Raw genomic sequence first — 19,691 nt, 5'->3', positions numbered from 1 at the left:
GGCGCGATCAGGCGCGTTCCACGTTGCAGATCGTGGTCTTGGTTTCTTGCATCATGGTCACGCTGTCGTAGCCATACGTCGTTGCGGTGTTCACGGCTTCACCGCGCACCACAGGCGCCGCGCCCTTGGGGTAATAAGCCAGCATGTCCGCGCCCTGCCAGCGGCCCGAGAAGTGGAACGGCATCCACACCGTATCGGGCGCCACGCGCTCGGTGACCAGGGCCTGCACGTTGATCCGTGCGCCAGTGGGAGAGCTGAGCCACACACGCTCGCCGTTGCGGATGCCCCGGTCTGCGGCAGTCTTGGGGTTGATCTCGACAAACGACTCCTGCTGCAGCTCGGCCAGCCAGGGGTTGGAGCGGGTTTCCTCGCCACCGCCTTCGTACTCGACCAGACGGCCAGAGCTGAGGATGAGCGGGAACTTCTCGTGCACCTTGTCCGCCACGTTTTTCTCCTGGACGCTCTTGTACAGCGTGGGCAGGCGCCAGAAGGCCTTCTTGTCGTCGTGGGTGGGGTACTTGGCCATGAGGTCGGGCCGGGTGCCATACAGCGGTTCGCGGTGCTGCGGAATGGCATCGGGGAAGTTCCACACCACAGCGCGGGCCTTGGCGTTGCCAAACGGATGGCAGCCATGCTTCATGGCCACGCGAATGATCGCGCCAGTAGGGTCGGTCTTCCAGTTCTTGCCTTCGGCCTTGGCCTTCTCGGCGTCACTCAGGTCGTCCCACCAGCCCAGCTTTTTCAGCAGCACATGGTCGAACTCGGGGTAGCCCGTGGTGATCTCGCTGCCCACCGAATGCGAGCCGTCCTCGGCCAGCAGATTGACGCCATCCTTCTCGACGCCGAAGTTGGCGCGGAAGTTGCCACCGCCTTCCATCACGTGTTTGGAGGTGTCGTACAGGTTGGGCGAGCCAGGGTGCTTGAGCTCCGGCGTGCCGTAGCAGGGCCATGGCAAGCCAAAGTAGTCACCCCCAAAGTCGTAGCCGGTTTCCTTGTCCTTGCCACCCTTCGATTTCAGGGTTTTCACATCGAACAGATGCATGTTCCGCATGTGGGCCTTCAGGCGCTCGGGGCTCTGGCCCGTGTAGCCAATGGTCCAGACCGACTTGTTGATTTCGCGCAGGATGTCTTCGATCACGGGCTCGTCCATGCCCTTGACCTTTTGCATCTTGTAGTTCTTGGACAGCTCGGCGGCAAAGCCCAGCTTCTCAGCGAACTGGTGCATGATCATGTGGTCCGAACGGCTCTCCCACAGCGGCTCGATCACCTTCTCGCGCCACTGGATGGAGCGGTTGGAGGCCGTGCACGATCCACTGGTTTCAAACTGCGTGGCGGCTGGCAACAGGTACACCGCACGGTTGGGGTTCAGGTCTTCGGCCTTGCCGGGCATGGCGGCCATGGCGGCGGTGGCCGAGGGGTACGGGTCCACCACCACGAGCAGATCCAGCTTGTCCATGGCCCGCTTCATTTCAAGGCCACGGGTCTGCGAATTGGGCGCGTGGCCCCAGAAGAACACGCCGCGCAGGTTGGAGTCCTGGTCGATCAGCTCATTCTTCTCCAGCACACCATCGATCCAGCGCGATACGGTGATGCCGCTCTTGGTCATCATCGCGGGCGATGCGTACTGCTTTTTGATCCACTCGAAGTCCACCCCCCAGACTGCGGCGAAGTGCTTCCACGAGCCTTCGGCCAGGCCGTAGTAGCCGGGCAGCGAATCGGGGTTGGGACCGACATCGGTGGCACCTTGCACGTTGTCGTGGCCGCGGAAGATGTTGGTGCCGCCGCCTGTTTTGCCCACATTGCCCAGTGCCAGTTGCAAAATGCACGAGGCACGCACCATGGCGTTGCCGATGGTGTGCTGGGTCTGGCCCATGCACCACACGATGGTGCCAGGGTTGTTGTCGTGCAGCATCTTGGCGACCTTGAACATCTGGTCTTCCTTGACGCCGCAGGCCTCTTCCACCTTGTCGGGAGTCCACTTGGCCAGCACATCCTCGCGCACCTTCTCCATGCCATAGACACGGTCGTTGATGTACTTCTTGTCTTCCCAGCCGTTCTTGAAGATGTGGTACAGCAGGCCGAAGAGGAACGGGATGTCGGTGCCCGAGCGGATGCGTACGTACTCGTCGGCCTTGGCTGCGGTGCGGGTGAAGCGTGGGTCCACCACGATCATCTTGCAGCCGGTTTCCTTGGCGTGCAGCATGTGCAGCATGCTCACCGGGTGGGCCTCGGCCGCGTTGGAGCCGATGTACAGAGCGACCTTGCTGTTTTGCATGTCGTTGTACGAGTTGGTCATGGCGCCATAGCCCCATGTGTTGGCCACGCCCGCCACGGTGGTCGAGTGGCAGATGCGCGCCTGGTGGTCGCAGTTGTTGGTGCCCCAGAAGCTCACAAACTTGCGCAGCAGATAGGCCTGCTCGTTGTTGTGCTTGGACGAGCCGACGAAGTACACGCTATCCGGGCCGCTGGCGGCACGCAGCTCTTTCATCTTGGCCGTGATTTCGTTCAGGGCCGTGTCCCAGCTGATGCGCTCGTATTTGCCGTTGACGAGCTTCATGGGGTAGCGCAGGCGGTACTCCCCGTGGCCGTGTTCACGCAGTGCCGCACCCTTGGCGCAGTGGGCGCCCAGGTTGATGGGCGAATCGAACACAGGCTCTTGCCGCACCCACACGCCGTTTTCGACGACCGCATCCACCGCACAACCCACCGAGCAGTGGGTGCAGATGGTGCGGCGTACTTCGATCTTGCTGTCGCCGATGCCCACCTTGGCACCCTCGGCAGCATTGGATTTTTTGACCAGCGTGAGCTGCGACGCCGCAATACCCACGCCCACCCCCAGGCCGGAGCGGCGCAGGAACGAGCGGCGGTCCATCGTGGGCAGCGCCTGCGACAGGCCACGGCGCAAGCTGTGCACAAAAGGAGACGATGCGACCTGCGCAGCGTGGGAGGACTTCTTGGTTAGCAACATGGCACGCCCCGCTTCAGAGTTGGGTGGTCTTGTAGTACTGCTTCACGTGCGCAGACAGGTGATAGCCACCGCCTTTTTCTGGCGCCACCCGAGCGGGTTCAGACACGACGGCATCTGAGGGAACTACATGGGGGAGTGCCACGACGGCTGCGGCTGCAGCCCCTACGGTGGCGGCGCCGGAGAAGAAGCTCCGGCGTGAGGAATTGGGCTGGCGGTTCTGCATGCTTGTCTCCAGAATGGCTGGCAGCTATGAAACGGAATTCATACAGTCTATGTCAGTGTGTAAAAGCCTGCAATCGAGCTTTACACCTCCCACTAAGACACTCATCTTTTGTAGCAACCTGAGCAGGCTTTTCGAGCCTCCCAGAGGTTAGTCGAGCATGTCGAAGCCTTGGGCCTCCACCGACACGAAGGCCCGTGTGAACTGGGCCAGCGCTGCATAGAAGCGCGCCTGAGGTTGGGCAGCCAGGGCATCACACAACTGCAAAACCCAGGGCTGCAGATGCGTTGCGAAAAAGTCGCGCTGTGTCGTCAGGTTGCAGACAGCTACGTCATCCCCCGCGATCAGGTAGCGCATCACCTCGCACAGGTACGCGATGTGGTCTTCGGTTTCGGACATGGAATCGTCGCGTGCCAGCCCCAGCCGATCCAGGTCGGTGCGCAAACGGGCCAGTGGCTTTTCGTTCAGAAAACCGCTCAGGTAATGCGAGCCATACAAAAACACCTCGGGCTTGCCCACACCGCCAAAGAGACGGTCGAACTCCTGCGCGATGGCAGCATCGCTCAGTTCGCGGGCCGCGCCCACCAGCACCTGCCAAGGCTCTTGCAAAAAGGCGCCGTCGGCGGGCGCCTCGGTCACGGCTACCCGCAAGGCAGGCAACAACTCGGCGCTGGGCGCGGCGTAGTACAGCTGCGACAGCAGACCATAGAGTTCGGCGCGTGCCGTTTCTTCATCCAGCGCAGAGCTGCCGCCAGGGGGGGTCAAAGAAGCAGGTTGGGCGCTCACAGGTCCGTCACTTTCGTTTCGCTTTGAGAGGAATACAGGTCAATCACGCGGCAGTCGCTGCACATCTTCAGGCGCTCCAGCGCGTCGCCCTGGAACATCGCGTGGCCTGACAGTTTGCCCAGCATGGCCTCGATGGCCTTGACGGTGCCAAAGGGCTTGCTGCAGCGCACACAGGCCCAAGGTTTGGCCTCGTTGAGCACGCGCAGTTGCGCACGCTCCGGCGCCAGCAGCAGGCGCGGCTGCAGGGTGATGGCGTCTTCCGGGCAGGTGGTGGCACACAGGCCACACTGCACGCAATTCTTTTCGATAAAGCGCAGCTGTGGCAGCTGCGGGTTGTCCTGCAGCGCACTGGCGGGGCAGGCGCTCACGCAGCTCAGGCACAGGGTGCAGCGGTCCTTGTTGACTTCAATCGTGCCCAGGGGCGAACCCACTGCGGGCAAAGCGATGGCTGCGGGCCGCTCGGCCACGGCCATCGGGGCCTGCTCGATGAGATGGTCCAGCGCCATCTCCAGCGTGCTGCGCTTTTCCTGCGCCACGGCAAAGCGAGCGGCCACGGCCGGGGTCTTCTGGCGCGTCTGGCCCAGGGCCTGCAAGGCGGCGTCCAGCTCGGTGGGATGGGTGGCGCGCAGCAGCTGCACATGGGTGCCCGTGTAGCCCAGGCCCCGCAAGATGGCTTGCGCCACATCCATCTGCGCCTGCAGGCCGTCGAGGTACTGCGGTGCTTCCTCCTGTGTCGTCAGCAACACTACCTGCGAGGCGCCGTAGGCAATGGCGCTGAGCCACAGGTCCACCCCGGTGCTGGCGGTGTGCCACAGCGCCACCGGGATCACGTTGGCAGGCACGCCCTGCGCCAGTTTCAACTGGGCGGCACGACCCAGCTCTTCCACCAGCGCCTGTCCGCGCTCCTGGCTGTGCAGCAGCAGCACAGCATCCTTGCCACCTGCAGCGGCGTAGGTGGACAAAAGGGTTTTGAGCTTGGTGCCCTGCTCGGTCGCACTGGGGTAGGCATAGGTCAGCGCGCCCGTGGGGCACACGGTGGTGCAGGCGCCGCAGCCGACACACAGGTTGGGGTTCACCTTGATTTGCTGACGGCTTTTGTCGCTGGCAATGGCTTCGGCCGAGCAGATGTCCACGCAGGCATTGCAGCCCACGGTTTCGTTGCGGCTGTGGGCGCAAAGCTTTTGTTTGTAGACAAAAAACTTGGGCTTTTCGAACTCGCCCACCAGCTCGCGCAGCTTCAGCAGCGTGGCCATATTGACCCCATCACTACGCCCGTCCCAGCGCAGGTAACCCTGCGGCAGCGCGTGCTGCAAGAAGGTGGGCGTGGCGGTGGGCGAACGCAGGTCGAGCACCAGGTCAAAACGCTCGGTCTGCGCCGTGGCGTCACGGGTGAAGTCGATGGCACCCGCCACCTGGCACACCTTCACACAGTCGCGGTGCGAGCTGCAGGCCGCCATGTCGATCTGGTAATCGAGGCCGATGGCGTTCTCGGGGCAGGCCGCCACACAGGCGTTGCAGCGTGTACACAGGTCCAGGTCAATGGGGTTGTCGGCCTTCCACTGCAGCTCAAACGCACCCAGCCAGCCGGTAAGGCCCGTAATGCGCCCACCCAGCACGGGAAAACGCCGCGCCTGCGCACCACCCGCATTGCCGGGGCCTTGGGTGAACAGGGTCGCATCCAGCACATCCGACACCAGGGCGGCAGCCTGTTCGGCCTGGTCGAGGGGGCCGATGATGAGCAAGCGGCCCGTGCTCTTGTAAGTGACCGTGGGCACGGGCGGTGGATCAGGCAGGCGGGCGGCGGCCAGCAGCGCGGCGATCTTGGGGCTGGCCTTGGCGGCATCGCGGCTCCAGCCACCGGTTTCGCGGATGTTCACAAACCGGATGGGCGACACCGCGCCTTCGGTCTGCTGGCCCAGATCGCCAAACAAGCGCTGCTCCTGGGTGCAAGCCACCACCACATCGTCACCCGACTGGATGGCCTTTTGAAAGGCCCCCGCCTCGCGGCGGCACAGGGTGGAGTGGAGTGTCAGGTCTTCATGCAGCGCCGCGCCCAACGCCTTCGCGTTGAGGGGCATCGTCTGGTTGCAGTCGCAGATGAGCGTCGTGGTCATGTTCTATGTGGCTGGCTGGCAGGGCCACCGCATCCTTATGGGGGCGGGCGGCCATCTCAAGCTCGCTGGAGGGGGCGCTAGGAATAGCGTTGCATACCCCGGACTGTGCCACGTCTGCGGGGGCGTGCCCCTCCGCATCATCCCGAGGCTGAGCAAGGGCAGGGGCTATTGCCTCTGCGTCTGCACTGGCTTCTACGGCGGCGCCATTGACTGGAACATCAGGCGCTGCATCAGCCTTTTTTTCGTGATCAAAAAAGCCCATCGCATGGGCGCTGGCCATTTTGCGCAGCATGCCTTCGGGCAGCGGGTCGGGCTGGGTGTAGTCGCCGATGTAGATATCGAGGCCATCCATCACATTGAAGTGCGGGTCGGCAAAGAGCTTCTTCATGGCCAGGTTGCGCACCTCGGGCGATACATCGCGGGCCACAAAGGCCTTGAAATCGGACGCGGGCGTAAGCGCCTGGGCATCGGCCAGCGTGGGTGGCGGAGGGGCTTCTGCAGCGGGCGCAGCGCCTTCTGCGGCGGTGGGGGGGGCGCCGGCTGCCACGGAGGACGGGTTAGGCGGTGACGACGAAGACGCGGCCGGTGGCAACGACGGCGCGGGTGGTGGTGGTTCCTCCACCGGCTTGCCTTCGCGCACCTCCTGCTTGCGGCGCGACCAGCGGCCCAGGAACCCGTCAGCCATGACCGCCACCTCCACCACGCGTTTTTTCAGTGGACACGGATGCTGGGTTTCCAAACCGGTCTTGCAGCGTGCGGAAACTGTCCGGCCGCTTGCGGCGTTTGGGTTCGGGCTGGTAGTGCTCGGCCACAAAGGCGTGCAGCGCTTCCACCACCTCGGGCACTGCGGGCACCTGTTCCACGGTTTCCTGCGCGTCCAGCCAGCGGCCTGCGTCGTGGTAGCTCAGGCTCACGGCCACGGGGCGGGCCAGCGGGATCTCGCCAGTGCCGGGGTCGTCATCGCGGCGCCACATCACAAACCAGCACGGGGCGGGCGAGGTGAGATTGAGGTGGTAGCCCTCGGCGTCGTCGCGGAACAGCTCTGCCCGGAACCCCGGGAACAACCAGCGCTGCTCGCGCTCGTCCCGGAGGATCTGGCGCGGCTCGGTGCCAAAGGCGGGCTCGTTGATCACCACCTCGGCCAGCGACCACCGCCAGGGCTGCCAGCGGTTGTCGATGTGCTCGCACCGCATGATCACGGCAACGTCGGTGTAGGGGCGCTCAGTCATGGGCGGAGACTTTACCCCGGCGCAAGGCCACCAGCAGCTTTGTCCGTAAAGCCCCTCTGCGCACGGTCAGCTTGCAGCCCCCTCCAGCACCTCCACCGCCACCGCGCAGTACTTGAACTCCGGGATCTTTCCAAACGGGTCCAGCGCCGCGTTGGTGAGCAAGTTGGCTGCCGCCTCCACGTACGCAAAAGGCATGAACACCGTGCCGCGCGGCGTGCCGTCGTCGCGCCGCACGCGCACCTGCACCATGCCGCGCCGCGAGCGGATGCCCACCAGCGCACCGGGCGCCACGCCAAGCCGGTCAAGTTCGTCGCCATGCAGCGATGCGGTGGCCATAGGCTCGATGGCGTCGAGCACGGTGCTGCGCCGCGTCATGCTGCCCGTGTGCCAGTGCTCCAGCTGGCGGCCCGTGATGAGCACCAGGGGGTAGTCGGCATCGGGCTTTTCGGCGGCCGGGATCACGCTGGCGGGCACCAGTTGCAGGCGACCCGTGGGGGTGGGGAATTTCTCGGTGAACACGATGGGCTGGCCGGGGTCGTCGGGCGTGAGGCAGGGGTAGGTCACGCTGGAGTCCCGCTCCAGCCGGTTCCAGGTGATGCCCTCAATGCTGGCGTGCATGGCCTGGCGCATTTCGTCGTAGACAGCGGCCACGCCGGACTCTTCGCCTTCGTAGTTCCAATCCAGCCCCATCCGTCGAGCAAGTTGCTGAATGATCCACAGGTCCGGCTGCGCATCGCCCGGCGGGTTCAACGCGCGGCGGCCCATCTGCACCATGCGGTCGGTGTTGCTGGCGGTGCCGGTCTTTTCGGGCCAGGCGCTGGCGGGCAGCACCACGTCGGCCAGCCAGGCGGTTTCGGTCAGAAAAATGTCTTGCACCACCAGGTGCGACAGGCTGGCCAGCGCGTGGCGCGCGTGGTTCAGGTCGGGGTCGCTCATGGCGGGGTTCTCGCCCATGATGTACATGCCGCGCACCTTGTGCGGGTCGCTGTCGTCGGCCAGGGCCTTGTGCATGATCTCGACCACGGTGTAGCCGGGGGTCTCGTCCAGCGGAGTGCCCCAGAACTGTTCAAACCACGCATGCGCCCCGGCATTGTCCACGCGCTGGTAGTTCGGGAACATCATGGGGATCAGGCCCGCGTCGCTCGCGCCCTGCACGTTGTTCTGGCCGCGCAGCGGGTGCAGGCCCGAGCCGGGCTTGCCGATCTGGCCGGTGACGGCGCACAGCGCAATCAGGCAGCGCGCGTTGTCGGTGCCGTGCACGTGCTGGCTCACGCCCATGCCCCAGAGGATCATCGAGGACTTGGCCGTGGCAAACGCGCGCGCCACTTCGCGCAGCGTCTCGGCCGGAATGCCGCACACGGGCGCCATGGCCTCAGGGCTGCAGCCCATCACGTTGGCCTTGAGCGCCTCGAAGTTGTTGGCGCGATCCCGGATGAAGGCCTCATCCACCAAGCCCTCGTCGATCACCGTGTGGATGAGCGCGTTGAGCATGGCCACATCGGTATCGGCCTTGAACTGCAGCGTGCGCCAGGCGTGGCGGCCAATGTCGGTCACGCGCGGGTCTGCCAGCACGATCTTTGCACCCCGCTGGGCGGCGTTCTTCATCCAGGTAGCGGCCACCGGGTGGTTGGCCGTGGGGTTGGATCCGATCACGAAGATCAGCTCCGCATGCTCCACATCGTTCACTGGGTTGCTCACCGCACCCGAGCCCACGCCTTCGAGCAGCGCGGCCACGCTGGACGCATGGCACAGCCGGGTGCAGTGGTCCACGTTGTTGCTGCCGAAGCCGGTGCGCACCAGCTTCTGGAACAAATACGCTTCTTCATTGCTGCCCTTGGCGGAGCCAAAGCCCGCCAGCGCCTTGGGGCCGTGGGTGTCGCGCAGGGCTTTGAGCGCGCCAGCAGCCAGGTCCAGCGCCTCGTCCCAGGTCGCTTCGCGGAAGGTGTCGCGCCAGTCAGCGCCGTAGGGCCGCACCTCCTTGGGTACGCCGGGCTTGCGGATCAGCGGCACCGTGAGGCGGTCGGGGTGGTGGGCGTAGTCGAAACCGAAGCGCCCTTTCACGCACAGGCGGCCGTGGTTGGCCGGGCCGTCGCGGCCCTCGACGCTGATGATCTTTTCATCGCGCACGTTGTAGGTGATGAGGCAGCCCACGCCGCAGAAGGGGCAGACCGAATCGACCTTGCGGTCCACCTTTTGCGAGCCGACGTGGGTCTTGGGGCTGAGCGCGCCCGTGGGGCAGGCCTGCACACATTCGCCGCAGGCCACGCAGGTGCTCTCGGCCATGGGGTCGTCGAGGTCGAAGACGATCTTGCTGTCGGCCCCGCGCAGCGCGTAGCCGATCACGTCGTTGACCTGCTCTTCGCGGCAGGCGCGCACGCAGCGGTTGCACTGGATGCAGGCATCCAGATTCACGGCCATGGCCGGGTGGCTCAGGTCGGGCGCGGGCTGCTCGCGGCGCAGGGCCTGGAGCGCGGGGCGCACGGCCACGCCCAGGCGGTCCGCCCAGGCGCTCAGCTCGCCGTGCTGGCCTATCGTTTCTGGATTTTTTGAGTCAAATTGTCCACTAGCGCTTGATAGATAAGCGCCACCAGCTATCAATTCAGGAGTATTTGCCTTTTGGTCGTTCCACCGGTATCCCACGTCCGGCATGTCGGACAGCAGCATCTCCACCACCATCTGTTGGCTCTTGCGGGCGCGCGGGCTGGCCGCCTGCACCTTCATGCCTTCAGTCGGTGCGCGGCAGCAGCTGGGGGCCAGCGTGCGTTCGCCCGCGATTTCGACCACGCAGGCGCGGCAGTTGCCGTCGGGACGCAGGCCGTCGCTGTAGCACAGGTGCGGAATTTCCACGCCGTGGCGCTGCGCGGCCTTCAGGATGGTTTCGCCGGGATGGGCTGTCACGGGCTGGCCGTCCAGCTCGAAGGCCACGGCGGGCTGCGCCGCAGCAGTAGATGTCAACACGGCGCTCATGGTTTCAACCCTCCGGGCAATTGCTCGGTGAGCGGGCTGTTGCGCGGCTTGGGCAAATCGCCCGGCCAGGGCCCCTCGCCCACCTCATGCGGAAAGTATTTGTGGATGCAACGGATGGGGTTGGGCGCCGCCTGGCCCAGGCCGCAGATGGACGCATCGGCCATCACCTGCGCCAAGTCGTCCAGCAGGTCGGCGTCCCACTGCCGGGCCTGCATCAGCGCGGCCGCCTTGGCCGTGCCCACGCGGCAGGGCGTGCACTGGCCGCAGCTTTCGTGTTCAAAAAACCGCATCACGTTCAGCGCCGCATCGCGCGCCCGGTCGTGCTGGCTGAGCACGATGACGGCGGCCGAACCGATGAAACAGCCGTAGGGCTGCAGCGTGTCGAAGTCGAGCGGTATGTGGCTCAGGCTGGCGGGCAGGATACCGCCCGACGCGCCGCCCGGCAGGTAGGCGTAGAGCTGGTGGCCGTCCAGCATGCCGCCGCAGTATTCGTCGATGAGTTCCTGCACCGTGATGCCCGCGGGCGCGAGCTTGACACCGGGGTGCTTCACGCGCCCGCTCACGCTGAAACTACGCAGCCCCTTGCGCCCGTGGCGACCAAAGCTGGCAAACCACTGCGGGCCACGTTCCACGATGTCGCGCACCCAGTACAGCGTCTCGAAGTTGTGCTCCAGCGTGGGCCGGCCGAACAGGCCGACCTGCGCGATGTAGGGCGGGCGCATGCGGGGTTCGCCGCGTTTGCCTTCGATGCTCTCGATCATGGCCGACTCTTCGCCGCAGATGTAGGCGCCCGCACCGCGCCGCAGCTCGATGTGCGGCAGCGGGCATGGCGGCTCGGCACGCAGGTCGTCCAGCGCCGTTTGCAGCAGTGCGCGGCAGCCGTGGTATTCGTCGCGCAGGTAGATATAGATAGCCTCGGTACCCACCACCTGGGCGGCGATGAGCACGCCTTCCAGAAAACGGTGCGGGTCGCGTTCCAGATAAGTGCGGTCCTTGAAGGTGCCGGGCTCGCCTTCGTCGATGTTGACGGCCATCAGGCGTGGCGCGGGCTGGTCCCGCACGATGCGCCACTTGCGCCCCGCCGGGAAGCCCGCGCCGCCCAGGCCGCGCAAACCCGAGTCCTCCATGGCAGCGAGCACGGCCTCGGCGTCCATCTCTCCGTTGACCAGCGCGGCGGCGGTCTGGTAGCCGCCGTGGGCACGGTAGGTGACGAGGTCGGTGTGCGCGGGGCTGATCCCGTCCGGCTGCGTTGGCACGCTCTTCTCGGACAGCTCAGAAATATCAAAATTGATAGCTACTAGCGCTTGTGGATGAAGCGCTAGAGCCCGATTTGTCTTGGATTTCACTACCTCCAGCACTGAATCCACTGTGGCGCGCGGCACGGGGCACTGGTGCACCACCGCCACCGGCGCTTGTTCGCAGCGGCCCACGCAGGGCACGGCCTGCACCTGCACATCGCCCTGCCCGGCCGCGCGCAGCCGCTCGGGCAGCGTGGCCAACAGCTCGCGGGCACCGGCCAGGCTGCAGCTCAGGCTGTCGCACACCCGCAGCACCAGGCGCGGGGCATGGGCATCCTCGCCGCGCACGATGCCGAAGTGGTGGTAGAAGCTCGCCACCTCGTACACCTCGGCCATCGGCAGGTTCATCTGCTTGGCGAGAGCCACCAGGTGCCGGTCGTGCAGCACACCAAAGTGGTCGTTCAGGCGGTGCAGGTATTCGATGAGCAGGTCGCGCCGGAAACCGCTGGCCGGGCGGGGGCCCAGCAGTTGCGCCACCTCGGCCATGGCCGCGTCTTCGGGCTGGCGGCCCTTGAGGCGGCTTTTGCGGCGGATGCGCTCGCGCATGTCGTTGACCGACACGGCGGCCACGACGGTTGCGGTGGGGGCTTCGGGGGCAAGGTGCATGGAGCGAAATCGTGGGATGTCTTGTTGTGGTGCTTATGAAGCCGCCTGCATAAGGCGGCTGGGCGGTCGCAGTGTCGGCGAGGCACCCCGGTGCGTCAAATTGCGGATGCACATGGGTCGATCACAAAAACAAATGAGCTGCGCACCTTGGCATTGCGCTGTACAGCGTGGGGCCAACTCATCCGCCACCTGCACTGCCTGCTCTGCCCATTGGCAGGTTCTCCAGCAACCGGCTCGCCAGCAGCGCCGCCAGGTCTTGCGCCGAAGGCATGGGCACGGGCGCGGTGGACAGGGCGCCATCGATCGCCAGGCTTGCCAGCCCGTGGGCCAGGCTCCACCCCGCCAGTGCCAGCTCGTCCGCCCCTTCGGCCACATGGGCATGGGCGGCTTTGCGCAGCACCTCAAAAGCCCCGTCCGCCGCCGCTTGCAACGCCGGGTGGTCGGCCTTGTGTTGCAGCAGCGGGCTGAACATCAGCCGGAACGCGGCGGGACGCGCGAGCGCAAAGGCCACGTAGGCGGTGCAGTGCCCCACCAGTCTGGCGGCGGTGTCCACACCGGGGTGTGCGGCCTCCATGTCGGCCGCCAGGTCGTGAAAACCGCGCGTGGCCACGGCAGCCAGCAACGCATCCAGATTGGCGAAATGGTGGTATGGGGCCGCATGCGACACCCCCGCCGCTTTGGCCACCGCGCGGAGGCTGAGCGTGGCCCCGGACGCCAGCAACCCCTCGGCGGCAGACACCAGTGCGGTGCGCAAGTCGCCATGGTGGTAAGTGGCGCGCGGAATTTCAGCTGAGTTCATGGCGGCAATCTTGACACAGTCAAGATACACCCCAACAATACCCCATCCTGACACCGTAAAGATAGCCCATGACCCGACGCCTGCTCCAAGCCACTACCGCCGTGATGGCGCTGATCCCAGTTGCCACTGGCGTGCTGACGATGATGGGCATCTACGACCCGATCTACCGCACCAGCGGCCTCCCGAGCGATGCGCTGCTCGATGGCAACCTGCGGTTTTTTGGCGGCGTGTGGCTGGCGCTGGGCCTGGCAATGGGGTCGCTGGTGCCGCGCATCGAGCGCGAGGGCCGGTTGTTTGCGGTGTTGTGGGGCGCGGTGTTTCTGGGCGGCGTGGGCCGGGCGCTGTCGATGGCCTTTCTGGGCCTGCCGCCCGCGCCATTTATCGGGTTCACGGTGCTGGAGCTGGTGGGTGCGCCGGCCTTCATCGCGTGGCAGCGGCGCGTGGCTACCAGCACTGGGGTGGCCCGGCCCATTTCGCGTGGGTAGGGCCTGAGAAACCTGAGCCTACAGCGGCTCCGCCGCCAGCAATCCGCTGTGCGCTGCGGCGTGCTGCAACCACTCACGATCTTGCGACAGCGCCAGTGCCGCATCCAGCGCCCGGGTGGGCTGCACCTGCCGGTGCGACATGAATCCAATGGGGGTGGTGAGCACCGGGCTCGTCAACGGCAGGGCCTCCAGTCCATCATGGCCGCGCACGGCGTCCACCAGCGCACCGGGCAGGACGCTGCACACATGGCCCGCCACCACGCTGAGCGCCAGGGTCAGTACCGAATCGGTTTCCATGGCGGGCATGACCGTGGCGCCTGTAGCGCGGAAGGCACCATCCACCAAGCTACGGTTGTGCATCTCGGGGGTGAGCAGGCACAGCGGCAGCGCCGCCGCATCGGCCCAGGCCATGGGTGGGCCGATCTGCAGCCCGCGCGCTGCGCCTTTGGGCGGCCGGGGCGCACGGCGCAGCAGAAAGTAGTGCTCCACATACTGCGGCCAAGCCCGTAGCGTGCCGCCGCGTACAGGCATGCGCTCGGTGTAGCCCAGGGCCAAGTCCAGTGCAATATTTTCGAGCCCCGCCTCCAGCGCCTGCGAGCTCATCGACAGCGCCACCGGCACGATGCCCGGGTGCCGCGCTTGCAGCTGCGCGGCAAACCGCGCCAGGATGGGCATGGCCGTGGGCACCGCGCCCAGGCGCAGCGTGCCGCGCGGGTGGGCCGCGTCGCTGCTCAGGTCCTGCTGCAGCACCTGGTGCTCGTGCAGCATGCGCTGGGCCGTGGCCAGCACGCGTTCGCCCTCGGGAGTGAAGCCCTCGAAGCTGCGGCCCCGGCGCACCACCACCACGCCAAACTCCTTTTCCAGCGCACGCAGCGCATTGGAGAGCGCCGGCTGCGTGATATGGCAGGCCAGCGCCGCCCGGCCAAAGTGCCGGTGCTCGTGCAGCGCCACCAGGTAGCGCAGGGACGCGAGCAGGTTCATGGCACGGTGGGGCGACTCAGGAAGATCAGGTGTTCTTGCTGATCGAGATGGTGGGGAACTTGCTGGAGAAGTCCTTGGCCTGCTGGGCGATCTTCACCGCCACGTCGCGCGCCACCTTCTTGTAGATCTTGGCCACGTCCCCGTCGGGGTCGGCCACCACGGTGGGCTTGCCGCTGTCGGCCTGCAGGCGGATGCTCATATCGAGCGGCAGCGCGCCCAGGTAGTCCATGTTGTACTCGGCTGCCATCTTCTTGCCGCCATCGGCGCCAAAGATGTGTTCCACATGGCCGCAGTTGCTGCACACGTGGGCCGCCATGTTCTCGACGATGCCCAGGATGGGCACGCCCACCTTTTCGAACATCTTGATGCCCTTCTTGGCGTCCAGCAGGGCGATGTCCTGCGGGGTGGTCACGATCACGGCGCCGGTCATGGGCACGCGCTGGCTCAGGGTGAGCTGGATGTCGCCGGTGCCGGGGGGCATGTCGATGATGAGGTAGTCGAGGTCTTTCCAGTTGGTCTGGCGCAGCAGCTGCTCCAGCGCCTGGGTGGCCATGGGGCCGCGCCAGATCATGGCTTCGTCCTGGTCCACCAGGAAACCGATGGACATGACCTGCACGCCGTAGTTTTCCAGCGGCTCCATGGTCTTGCCGTCGTCGCTTTCAGGGCGGCGGTTGATACCCAGCATCATGGGCTGGCTGGGGCCGTAGATGTCGGCGTCGAGCACGCCCACGCTGGCGCCCTCGGCTGCCAGCGCCAGGGCCAGGTTGGCGGCCGTTGTGCTTTTGCCCACGCCGCCCTTGCCCGAGGCCACGGCGATGATGTTCTTGACCTGGGGCAAGAGCTGCACGCCGCGCTGCACGGCATGGGCGATGACCTTGGTGGTGATGTTGACCGACACGTTGTCCACGCCCGCCACGCCCTTGGCGGCGGCCACCAGACTGCGGCGCAGTTCGGGCACCAGGCTCTTGGCGGGGTAACCCAGCTCCACATCGAAGGCCACGTCGCCGCCGCTGATCTGCACATTGCGCAGGGCGCGGGTGCTGACGAAATCCTTGCCCGTGTGGGGGTCCAGCACGCTGGAAAGTGCGGCCAAAAGGCCCTGTTCGGTGACTGCCATTCAATTAACTCCTGTGGGGCCGGTAGTCTATCCAAGCGCTGTTCCCCCGGCGCGTGAAGGACAATGCGCACGCTTTGCCCCTGGCTCCACAGCAGCCGGCACCCTGAGAAACCGAACGAAAAGGACCCCCGTGAAATTCAAGATGGCCGAGAAATCCCTGTTTGCCATGCTGCTGCGCTCGCCCTGGTGGATCAGCTTTGTGGTGGTCGGCCTCATCGTTCTGGCGGCAGGTGCGCTGCTGCCCAAGGAGTATTTCGTGGTGGGTGCGCTGGCCGGTTTCCCCATCTTCGTAGTGGGATGCATCGCCGCGTGGAAGCAGCTGCGCGCCCCCAACCCCGCCCGGGTTGCCGAGATGCTGGAGGCCGTGGCCAGCATGCCCTGGCGCAGCTTTGCCGACACCCTGGCATCGGCCTGGGCACGGGCGGGCTACTCTGTAGAGCGGATCAACGGCAACAACGCAGGCGCTGACATGCGACTGACCCAAGGTGGCAAAACCACGCTGGTCAGCGCCAAACGCTGGAAAGCCGCCACCCACGGCGTAGAGCCCCTGCGCGAGCTGCACGCGGCCATGCTGGCCAGCGAGGCCCCCGCAGGCGTCTATGTGGCTGCCCTGGGGCAGGTCAGCGACAACGCCCAGGCGTTTGCCCGGGAGCACGGCATTGTGGTGCTGCAGGGTGACGCGGTGGCACAGCTGCTGCTGCGCCAACCGTAGACAGCGATGTGCCGGGGCCTCCGGCCCACAGAATCACAGCTGTAACGCTGCAGAAAAACGGCGATCCGCCCCATCCCGGGCCAAAGTTTCAACCTTCTAGTTCTGCGCACAGGGCAGCAAAAGAAGCGGCAGGGTTCAAAGCGCGCGATATCGGCCGCCCCACCACGACGTGCGTTGCACCCGCCTTGATGGCCTCGCTGGCGGTGGTGAAACGGGCGTGGTCGCCTTTTGCAAACTCCAGCGGCTGTATACCAGGCGTGACGATCAGCGCGCCCTGCGGCAGCGCGTTGCGCAGAAGCCTGGCTTCTAGCGGCGACGCGACCACACCGTGGCAGCCTGCTGCGTGTGCAAGACGCGCAAGACGCAGCACCTGTTCTGGCACTGTCGATGCCACGCCCACTTCGCGCAGCGCCTCGTCGTCCATGCTGGTGATCACAGTGAGTGCCAGCACTTTGAGCTCAGGGAAGTGTGCTGCCGACGCCACTGCAGCCTCCAGCACAGAAGATCCTGCCGACGCATGAACCGTCACCATAGAAGCCCCCAGTTGCCCCGCCGCCGCAACTGCGTCAGCCACCGAGCTCGGGATTTCAAACAGTTTGAGGTCCAAAAAGACCTGCTTGCCAGCATCCAACAGATCGCGGACGAAGGACGGTCCAGCCGCCGTGAGCAATTGCAAACCCACCTTGTAGACAGACGCAGCAGAGCCCAGCTGCCCGACCAGATCTACCGCAGGCGCAGCAGCAGGGAAATCAAGCGAAACGATGATGCTCGGATTCAAGCCATCTCCCCAAAAAAGTGCGTTTGAGCATGCCACAGGCCGGGGAGCAGCACGAACCCACCTCTGGCGCAAACAATTGACTTCCCCTGGCAAGCTTAAACGCCCCAGCTAAAAGCGAAGTGTCGCCTCAACCATGCGGGTTTTCCCACATGAAAGGCTCCCAGCCACCCACCGACACTTGGGACACCACCCCACACACATTCATGCCGCCCTTGGTAACTTCTGATATCCCCGCCGAAGCCCGACCCGCCACCGGCTTGCTGCTCACCGGCGGCGGTGCCCGCGCTGCTTACCAGGTGGGCGTGCTCGAAGCCATTGCCGACCTGCGCCAGGCCTGTGGCGAGGGGAGCGGACCCAACCCCTTCCCCATCATCACCGGCACCTCGGCCGGGGCCATCAACGCGGCGGCGCTGGCCTGCGGGGCCGACAATTTTGACCGCGCCGTGCGCCGCATTGCGCGCGTGTGGCGGCAGTTCCACGCCAGCCAGGTGTATGGCGCCGACTCGCTCAGCGTGATGCGCAGCGGCGCGCGCTGGCTCACGCTGGTGTCGCTGGGCTGGGCCCTGGCGCGCTGGCGGCGCATGCGACCGCGCTCGCTGCTGGACAACACCCCGCTCGAAAAACTGCTGGTCAAGATGGTGCCGCTGGTGCGCCTGCCCCGGCTGATCCGCAAGGGCCACCTCACGGCGCTTGCCGTCACAGCGTCGAGCTACAGCTCGGGCGAGCATGTCACCTTTTTTGAAGCCGCCGCACCCGTCAAGCCCTGGGTGCGCTCGCAGCGCAAGGCGGCCAGCGACCGCATCACGCACGAGCATCTGCTGGCGTCCTCGGCCATTCCGTTCATCTTTCCGGCCAAGGGCATCGAGGTGGATGACCACATCGAATATTTCGGCGACGGCTCCATGCGCCAGTCGGCGCCCATTGCTCCGGCCATTCACCTGGGGGCCGAGCGCATCCTGGTGATCGGCGCTGGCCGCATGCACGAGCCCAAGGGCGATGCCGCCGCCAACCCCACGGCCACCTACCCCACGCTGGCGCAGATTGCGGGTCATGCGCTGTCCAACATCTTTCTGGATGCGCTGGCCGTGGATGTGGAGCGCGTGCAGCGCATCAACCAGACCCTGTCCCTCATCCCCGAAGAAAAGCGCCTGCACAGCGCACTGCGCCCCATCGAGCTGCTGGTGATTGCCCCCTCGCAGCGCCTGGATGCCGTGGCCGCGCGCCATGTGGGCGACCTGCCCACGCCCGTGCGCACCATGCTGGGCGCCCTGGGCGTCACGTCCAACATGGCCGATGTGCGCGGCGCGGCGCTGGCCAGCTACCTGCTCTTCGAATCCGGCTACACCCAGGAGCTGATGGCCCTGGGCCGGGCCGACACCCTGGCCATGCGGGCCGAGGTGTGCAGGTTCTTTGGCTGGACGGACACCGGCGCCGAGGTGAAGACCCGGCACCATGGGGAAACCGCCTGAAACGCCCCAGGCCTGAACCCTACGGCTTGGGCAGCCACCCCAGGCCGTGCGCGTGCAGGCTCTGCACATACAGCCGGTCCGCCGTCTCGGTGATCGCAGTGGTCTCGGGGTAGGCGCCACTCGGGTCCTGCAGGTCGGCCACCACCTTGCCATCGTCGGTGAACGCAATCACATGGCCGTAGGGCTGGGGAATGGGCCACAGCGCACGCGGCAGGCGCAGGGTCAGGCTGCGCAGCCAGGGCTTGCCCGCCATGTTGTCGATGGCCGCCCCACGCGGCTTGGCAAAGCCCAGCCACACCTTGCCGCCCTGCCCGCGCATCAGGTTGTCGGGGTAGCCGGGCAGGTTGTCGAGCAGCACGCGGGCCTGGGGACTGGGCTGGGCGATGTCGAGGTCATTCGCATCCACCGCAATCTTCCACACCCGGTATTTGCCGGTTTCGTTGACGAACAGGCTTTTCTCGTCCTGGCTCAGCGCCACGCCGTTGGCAAAGCTGATGCCCCGGGCCACCACGCGTGCGGTGCGGGTGGCGGGGTCGTATTCGATCACCCGGCCCGTGCTGGCCTGCTCCAGGATATCGAGCACGCTGGCCTCAAACGTACCGCCCCAGTCCTTGGGGGCAAAACGGGTGGAGGCGTCGCTCAGGTACATCTTTCCGCTTTGGGCCACCACCACGGCGTCGGCATAGCGGATGGGGTCGTTGCCCACCTTGTCGGCCAGCAGGGTGACCTTGCCATCGGGCGCGATGGACAGCAGCCCCTTGACCGCATCGGCCGCAATCAGGTGGCCCGCCGCATCGAAGTCGAACCCCAGCACCCGCCCGCCGGTGTTGGCAAACACCTCCTGACCCGAGCCGTCGGGGTTCATGCGCAAAATTCTGCCGCTGAGCACGGTGGTGTAGAGCTTGCCGTCCTTGCCAAAGGCGATGTGCTCGGGGCCCACCTCGCCCTTGAGGTCGATGATGTTCAGCTGGGCCAGGCGCTGGTTGGGGGCATGGACGCCCTGGTAGCCGGGGGCGGCAGGCGCGGTCCAGGCCACCGGCTGAATGGGCACAGGCCACGCCGCCAGATAGGCAGCCACCGCCAATATCGCGCCACCCACGCCCCACCCCACCCGTTTTGCCCATGTGCTGGCCATGTGTCGTCTCCTGTTGATTGTTGGAAT

At 65.9% G+C, this 19,691-nt stretch carries 16 protein-coding genes; 3 read left to right on the top strand and 13 right to left on the bottom strand.

What is annotated here, in order from left to right; translation table 11 throughout:
* Positions 1-7: 7 nt before the first annotated feature.
* The 9 genes from ACT89O_RS06395 to ACT89O_RS06355 all read right to left on the bottom strand — a co-directional run bounded on the left by ACT89O_RS06395 (position 8) and on the right by ACT89O_RS06355 (position 12,987).
* Entirely contained in the window at positions 8-2,968 is a 2,961-nt protein-coding gene (locus ACT89O_RS06395) for a formate dehydrogenase subunit alpha (protein ID WP_121421028.1), read from the bottom strand.
* A 13-nt stretch (positions 2,969-2,981) separates the two neighbouring features.
* On the bottom strand, positions 2,982-3,191 hold the full coding sequence (locus ACT89O_RS06390; protein WP_055402831.1) for a formate dehydrogenase: 210 nt from the start codon (positions 3,189-3,191) through the stop codon (positions 2,982-2,984).
* 147 nt (positions 3,192-3,338) lie between these two features.
* A complete protein-coding gene (locus ACT89O_RS06385; RefSeq protein ID WP_487262126.1) occupies positions 3,339-3,974 on the bottom strand; it encodes a TorD/DmsD family molecular chaperone in 636 nt (211 codons plus the stop codon).
* Positions 3,971-6,052, bottom strand: coding sequence for a 4Fe-4S binding protein (locus tag ACT89O_RS06380; RefSeq protein ID WP_487262821.1), 2,082 nt, complete (start codon positions 6,050-6,052; stop codon positions 3,971-3,973). The genes ACT89O_RS06385 and ACT89O_RS06380 overlap by 4 nt, the downstream gene beginning before the upstream one ends.
* Positions 6,012-6,773, bottom strand: coding sequence for a DUF3306 domain-containing protein (locus tag ACT89O_RS06375; RefSeq protein ID WP_487255691.1), 762 nt, complete (start codon positions 6,771-6,773; stop codon positions 6,012-6,014). The genes ACT89O_RS06380 and ACT89O_RS06375 overlap by 41 nt, the downstream gene beginning before the upstream one ends.
* Positions 6,766-7,317, bottom strand: a complete 552-nt coding sequence (locus ACT89O_RS06370; protein ID WP_487262125.1) for a DUF3305 domain-containing protein — start codon at positions 7,315-7,317, stop codon at positions 6,766-6,768. Before ACT89O_RS06370 ends, ACT89O_RS06375 begins: the two co-directional genes overlap by 8 nt.
* Positions 7,318-7,383: 66 nt before the next feature.
* Positions 7,384-10,284, bottom strand: coding sequence for a formate dehydrogenase subunit alpha (fdhF, locus tag ACT89O_RS06365; RefSeq protein ID WP_487262124.1), 2,901 nt, complete (start codon positions 10,282-10,284; stop codon positions 7,384-7,386).
* Positions 10,281-12,188 (bottom strand): NADH-ubiquinone oxidoreductase-F iron-sulfur binding region domain-containing protein, encoded by a 1,908-nt coding sequence (locus ACT89O_RS06360; protein ID WP_487262123.1) that lies wholly within the window; start codon positions 12,186-12,188, stop codon positions 10,281-10,283. The genes fdhF and ACT89O_RS06360 overlap by 4 nt, the downstream gene beginning before the upstream one ends.
* 178 nt (positions 12,189-12,366) lie before the next feature.
* A complete protein-coding gene (locus ACT89O_RS06355) occupies positions 12,367-12,987 on the bottom strand; it encodes a TetR/AcrR family transcriptional regulator (protein WP_228898571.1) in 621 nt (206 codons plus the stop codon).
* Positions 12,988-13,055: 68 nt separating this feature from the next.
* Here ACT89O_RS06355 and ACT89O_RS06350 point away from each other — a divergent pair, with 68 nt between their 5' ends.
* Complete coding sequence (locus tag ACT89O_RS06350; RefSeq protein ID WP_487262122.1) at positions 13,056-13,472, top strand: DUF4345 domain-containing protein; 417 nt, start codon at positions 13,056-13,058, stop codon at positions 13,470-13,472.
* Between the two features lie 18 nt (positions 13,473-13,490).
* On the opposite strand, the gene ACT89O_RS06345 is transcribed toward ACT89O_RS06350, so the two are convergent.
* Both ACT89O_RS06345 and apbC read right to left on the bottom strand, forming a co-directional pair.
* A complete protein-coding gene (locus ACT89O_RS06345) occupies positions 13,491-14,453 on the bottom strand; it encodes a LysR family transcriptional regulator (RefSeq protein ID WP_487262121.1) in 963 nt (320 codons plus the stop codon).
* A 25-nt stretch (positions 14,454-14,478) separates the two neighbouring features.
* Positions 14,479-15,570 carry an iron-sulfur cluster carrier protein ApbC gene (gene apbC / locus ACT89O_RS06340; RefSeq protein ID WP_487262120.1) on the bottom strand — a complete coding sequence of 364 codons (1,092 nt, stop codon included), beginning with the start codon at positions 15,568-15,570 and terminating at the stop codon, positions 14,479-14,481.
* A gap of 142 nt (positions 15,571-15,712) precedes the next feature.
* On the opposite strand from apbC, the gene ACT89O_RS06335 reads away from it, so the two are divergent.
* On the top strand, positions 15,713-16,282 hold the full coding sequence (locus tag ACT89O_RS06335; protein ID WP_055402904.1) for a restriction endonuclease: 570 nt from the start codon (positions 15,713-15,715) through the stop codon (positions 16,280-16,282).
* An 88-nt stretch (positions 16,283-16,370) separates the two neighbouring features.
* Here ACT89O_RS06335 and pyrF read toward each other — a convergent pair whose 3' ends face one another.
* The gene (gene pyrF / locus ACT89O_RS06330) at positions 16,371-17,096 is read right to left on the bottom strand and encodes an orotidine-5'-phosphate decarboxylase (protein WP_487262119.1); all 726 of its coding nucleotides are present in this window, start codon (positions 17,094-17,096) and stop codon (positions 16,371-16,373) included.
* A gap of 167 nt (positions 17,097-17,263) precedes the next feature.
* Here pyrF and ACT89O_RS06325 point away from each other — a divergent pair, with 167 nt between their 5' ends.
* Entirely contained in the window at positions 17,264-18,529 is a 1,266-nt protein-coding gene (locus tag ACT89O_RS06325; RefSeq protein WP_228898576.1) for a patatin-like phospholipase family protein, read from the top strand.
* A gap of 19 nt (positions 18,530-18,548) precedes the next feature.
* Here the strand turns inward: ACT89O_RS06325 and ACT89O_RS06320 are convergent, their stop codons facing one another.
* Positions 18,549-19,664, bottom strand: a complete 1,116-nt coding sequence (locus ACT89O_RS06320; RefSeq protein WP_228898578.1) for an SMP-30/gluconolactonase/LRE family protein — start codon at positions 19,662-19,664, stop codon at positions 18,549-18,551.
* Positions 19,665-19,691: the final 27 nt, after the last annotated feature.

It is taken from the genome of Acidovorax sp. NN32 (assembly GCF_057597245.1).
This window is presented reverse-complemented; position numbering and strand designations above follow the sequence as displayed.

Excerpts from the sequence above, each read along its gene's own strand:
- ACT89O_RS06395 (WP_121421028.1), bottom strand. The coding sequence starts at position 2,968 with ATGTTGCTAACCAAGAAGTCCTCCCACGCTGCGCAGGTCGCATCGTCT.
- ACT89O_RS06390 (WP_055402831.1), bottom strand. The coding sequence starts at position 3,191 with ATGCAGAACCGCCAGCCCAATTCCTCACGCCGGAGCTTCTTCTCCGGC.
- ACT89O_RS06380 (WP_487262821.1), bottom strand. The coding sequence starts at position 6,052 with ATGCCCCTCAACGCGAAGGCGTTGGGCGCGGCGCTGCATGAAGACCTG.
- ACT89O_RS06375 (WP_487255691.1), bottom strand. The coding sequence starts at position 6,773 with ATGGCTGACGGGTTCCTGGGCCGCTGGTCGCGCCGCAAGCAGGAGGTG.
- ACT89O_RS06370 (WP_487262125.1), bottom strand. The coding sequence starts at position 7,317 with ATGACTGAGCGCCCCTACACCGACGTTGCCGTGATCATGCGGTGCGAG.
- fdhF (WP_487262124.1), bottom strand. The coding sequence starts at position 10,284 with ATGAGCGCCGTGTTGACATCTACTGCTGCGGCGCAGCCCGCCGTGGCC.
- ACT89O_RS06360 (WP_487262123.1), bottom strand. The coding sequence starts at position 12,188 with ATGCACCTTGCCCCCGAAGCCCCCACCGCAACCGTCGTGGCCGCCGTG.
- ACT89O_RS06355 (WP_228898571.1), bottom strand. The coding sequence starts at position 12,987 with ATGAACTCAGCTGAAATTCCGCGCGCCACTTACCACCATGGCGACTTG.
- ACT89O_RS06350 (WP_487262122.1), top strand. The coding sequence starts at position 13,056 with ATGACCCGACGCCTGCTCCAAGCCACTACCGCCGTGATGGCGCTGATC.
- ACT89O_RS06345 (WP_487262121.1), bottom strand. The coding sequence starts at position 14,453 with ATGAACCTGCTCGCGTCCCTGCGCTACCTGGTGGCGCTGCACGAGCAC.
- apbC (WP_487262120.1), bottom strand. The coding sequence starts at position 15,570 with ATGGCAGTCACCGAACAGGGCCTTTTGGCCGCACTTTCCAGCGTGCTG.
- ACT89O_RS06335 (WP_055402904.1), top strand. The coding sequence starts at position 15,713 with ATGGCCGAGAAATCCCTGTTTGCCATGCTGCTGCGCTCGCCCTGGTGG.
- ACT89O_RS06325 (WP_228898576.1), top strand. The coding sequence starts at position 17,264 with ATGCCGCCCTTGGTAACTTCTGATATCCCCGCCGAAGCCCGACCCGCC.
- ACT89O_RS06320 (WP_228898578.1), bottom strand. The coding sequence starts at position 19,664 with ATGGCCAGCACATGGGCAAAACGGGTGGGGTGGGGCGTGGGTGGCGCG.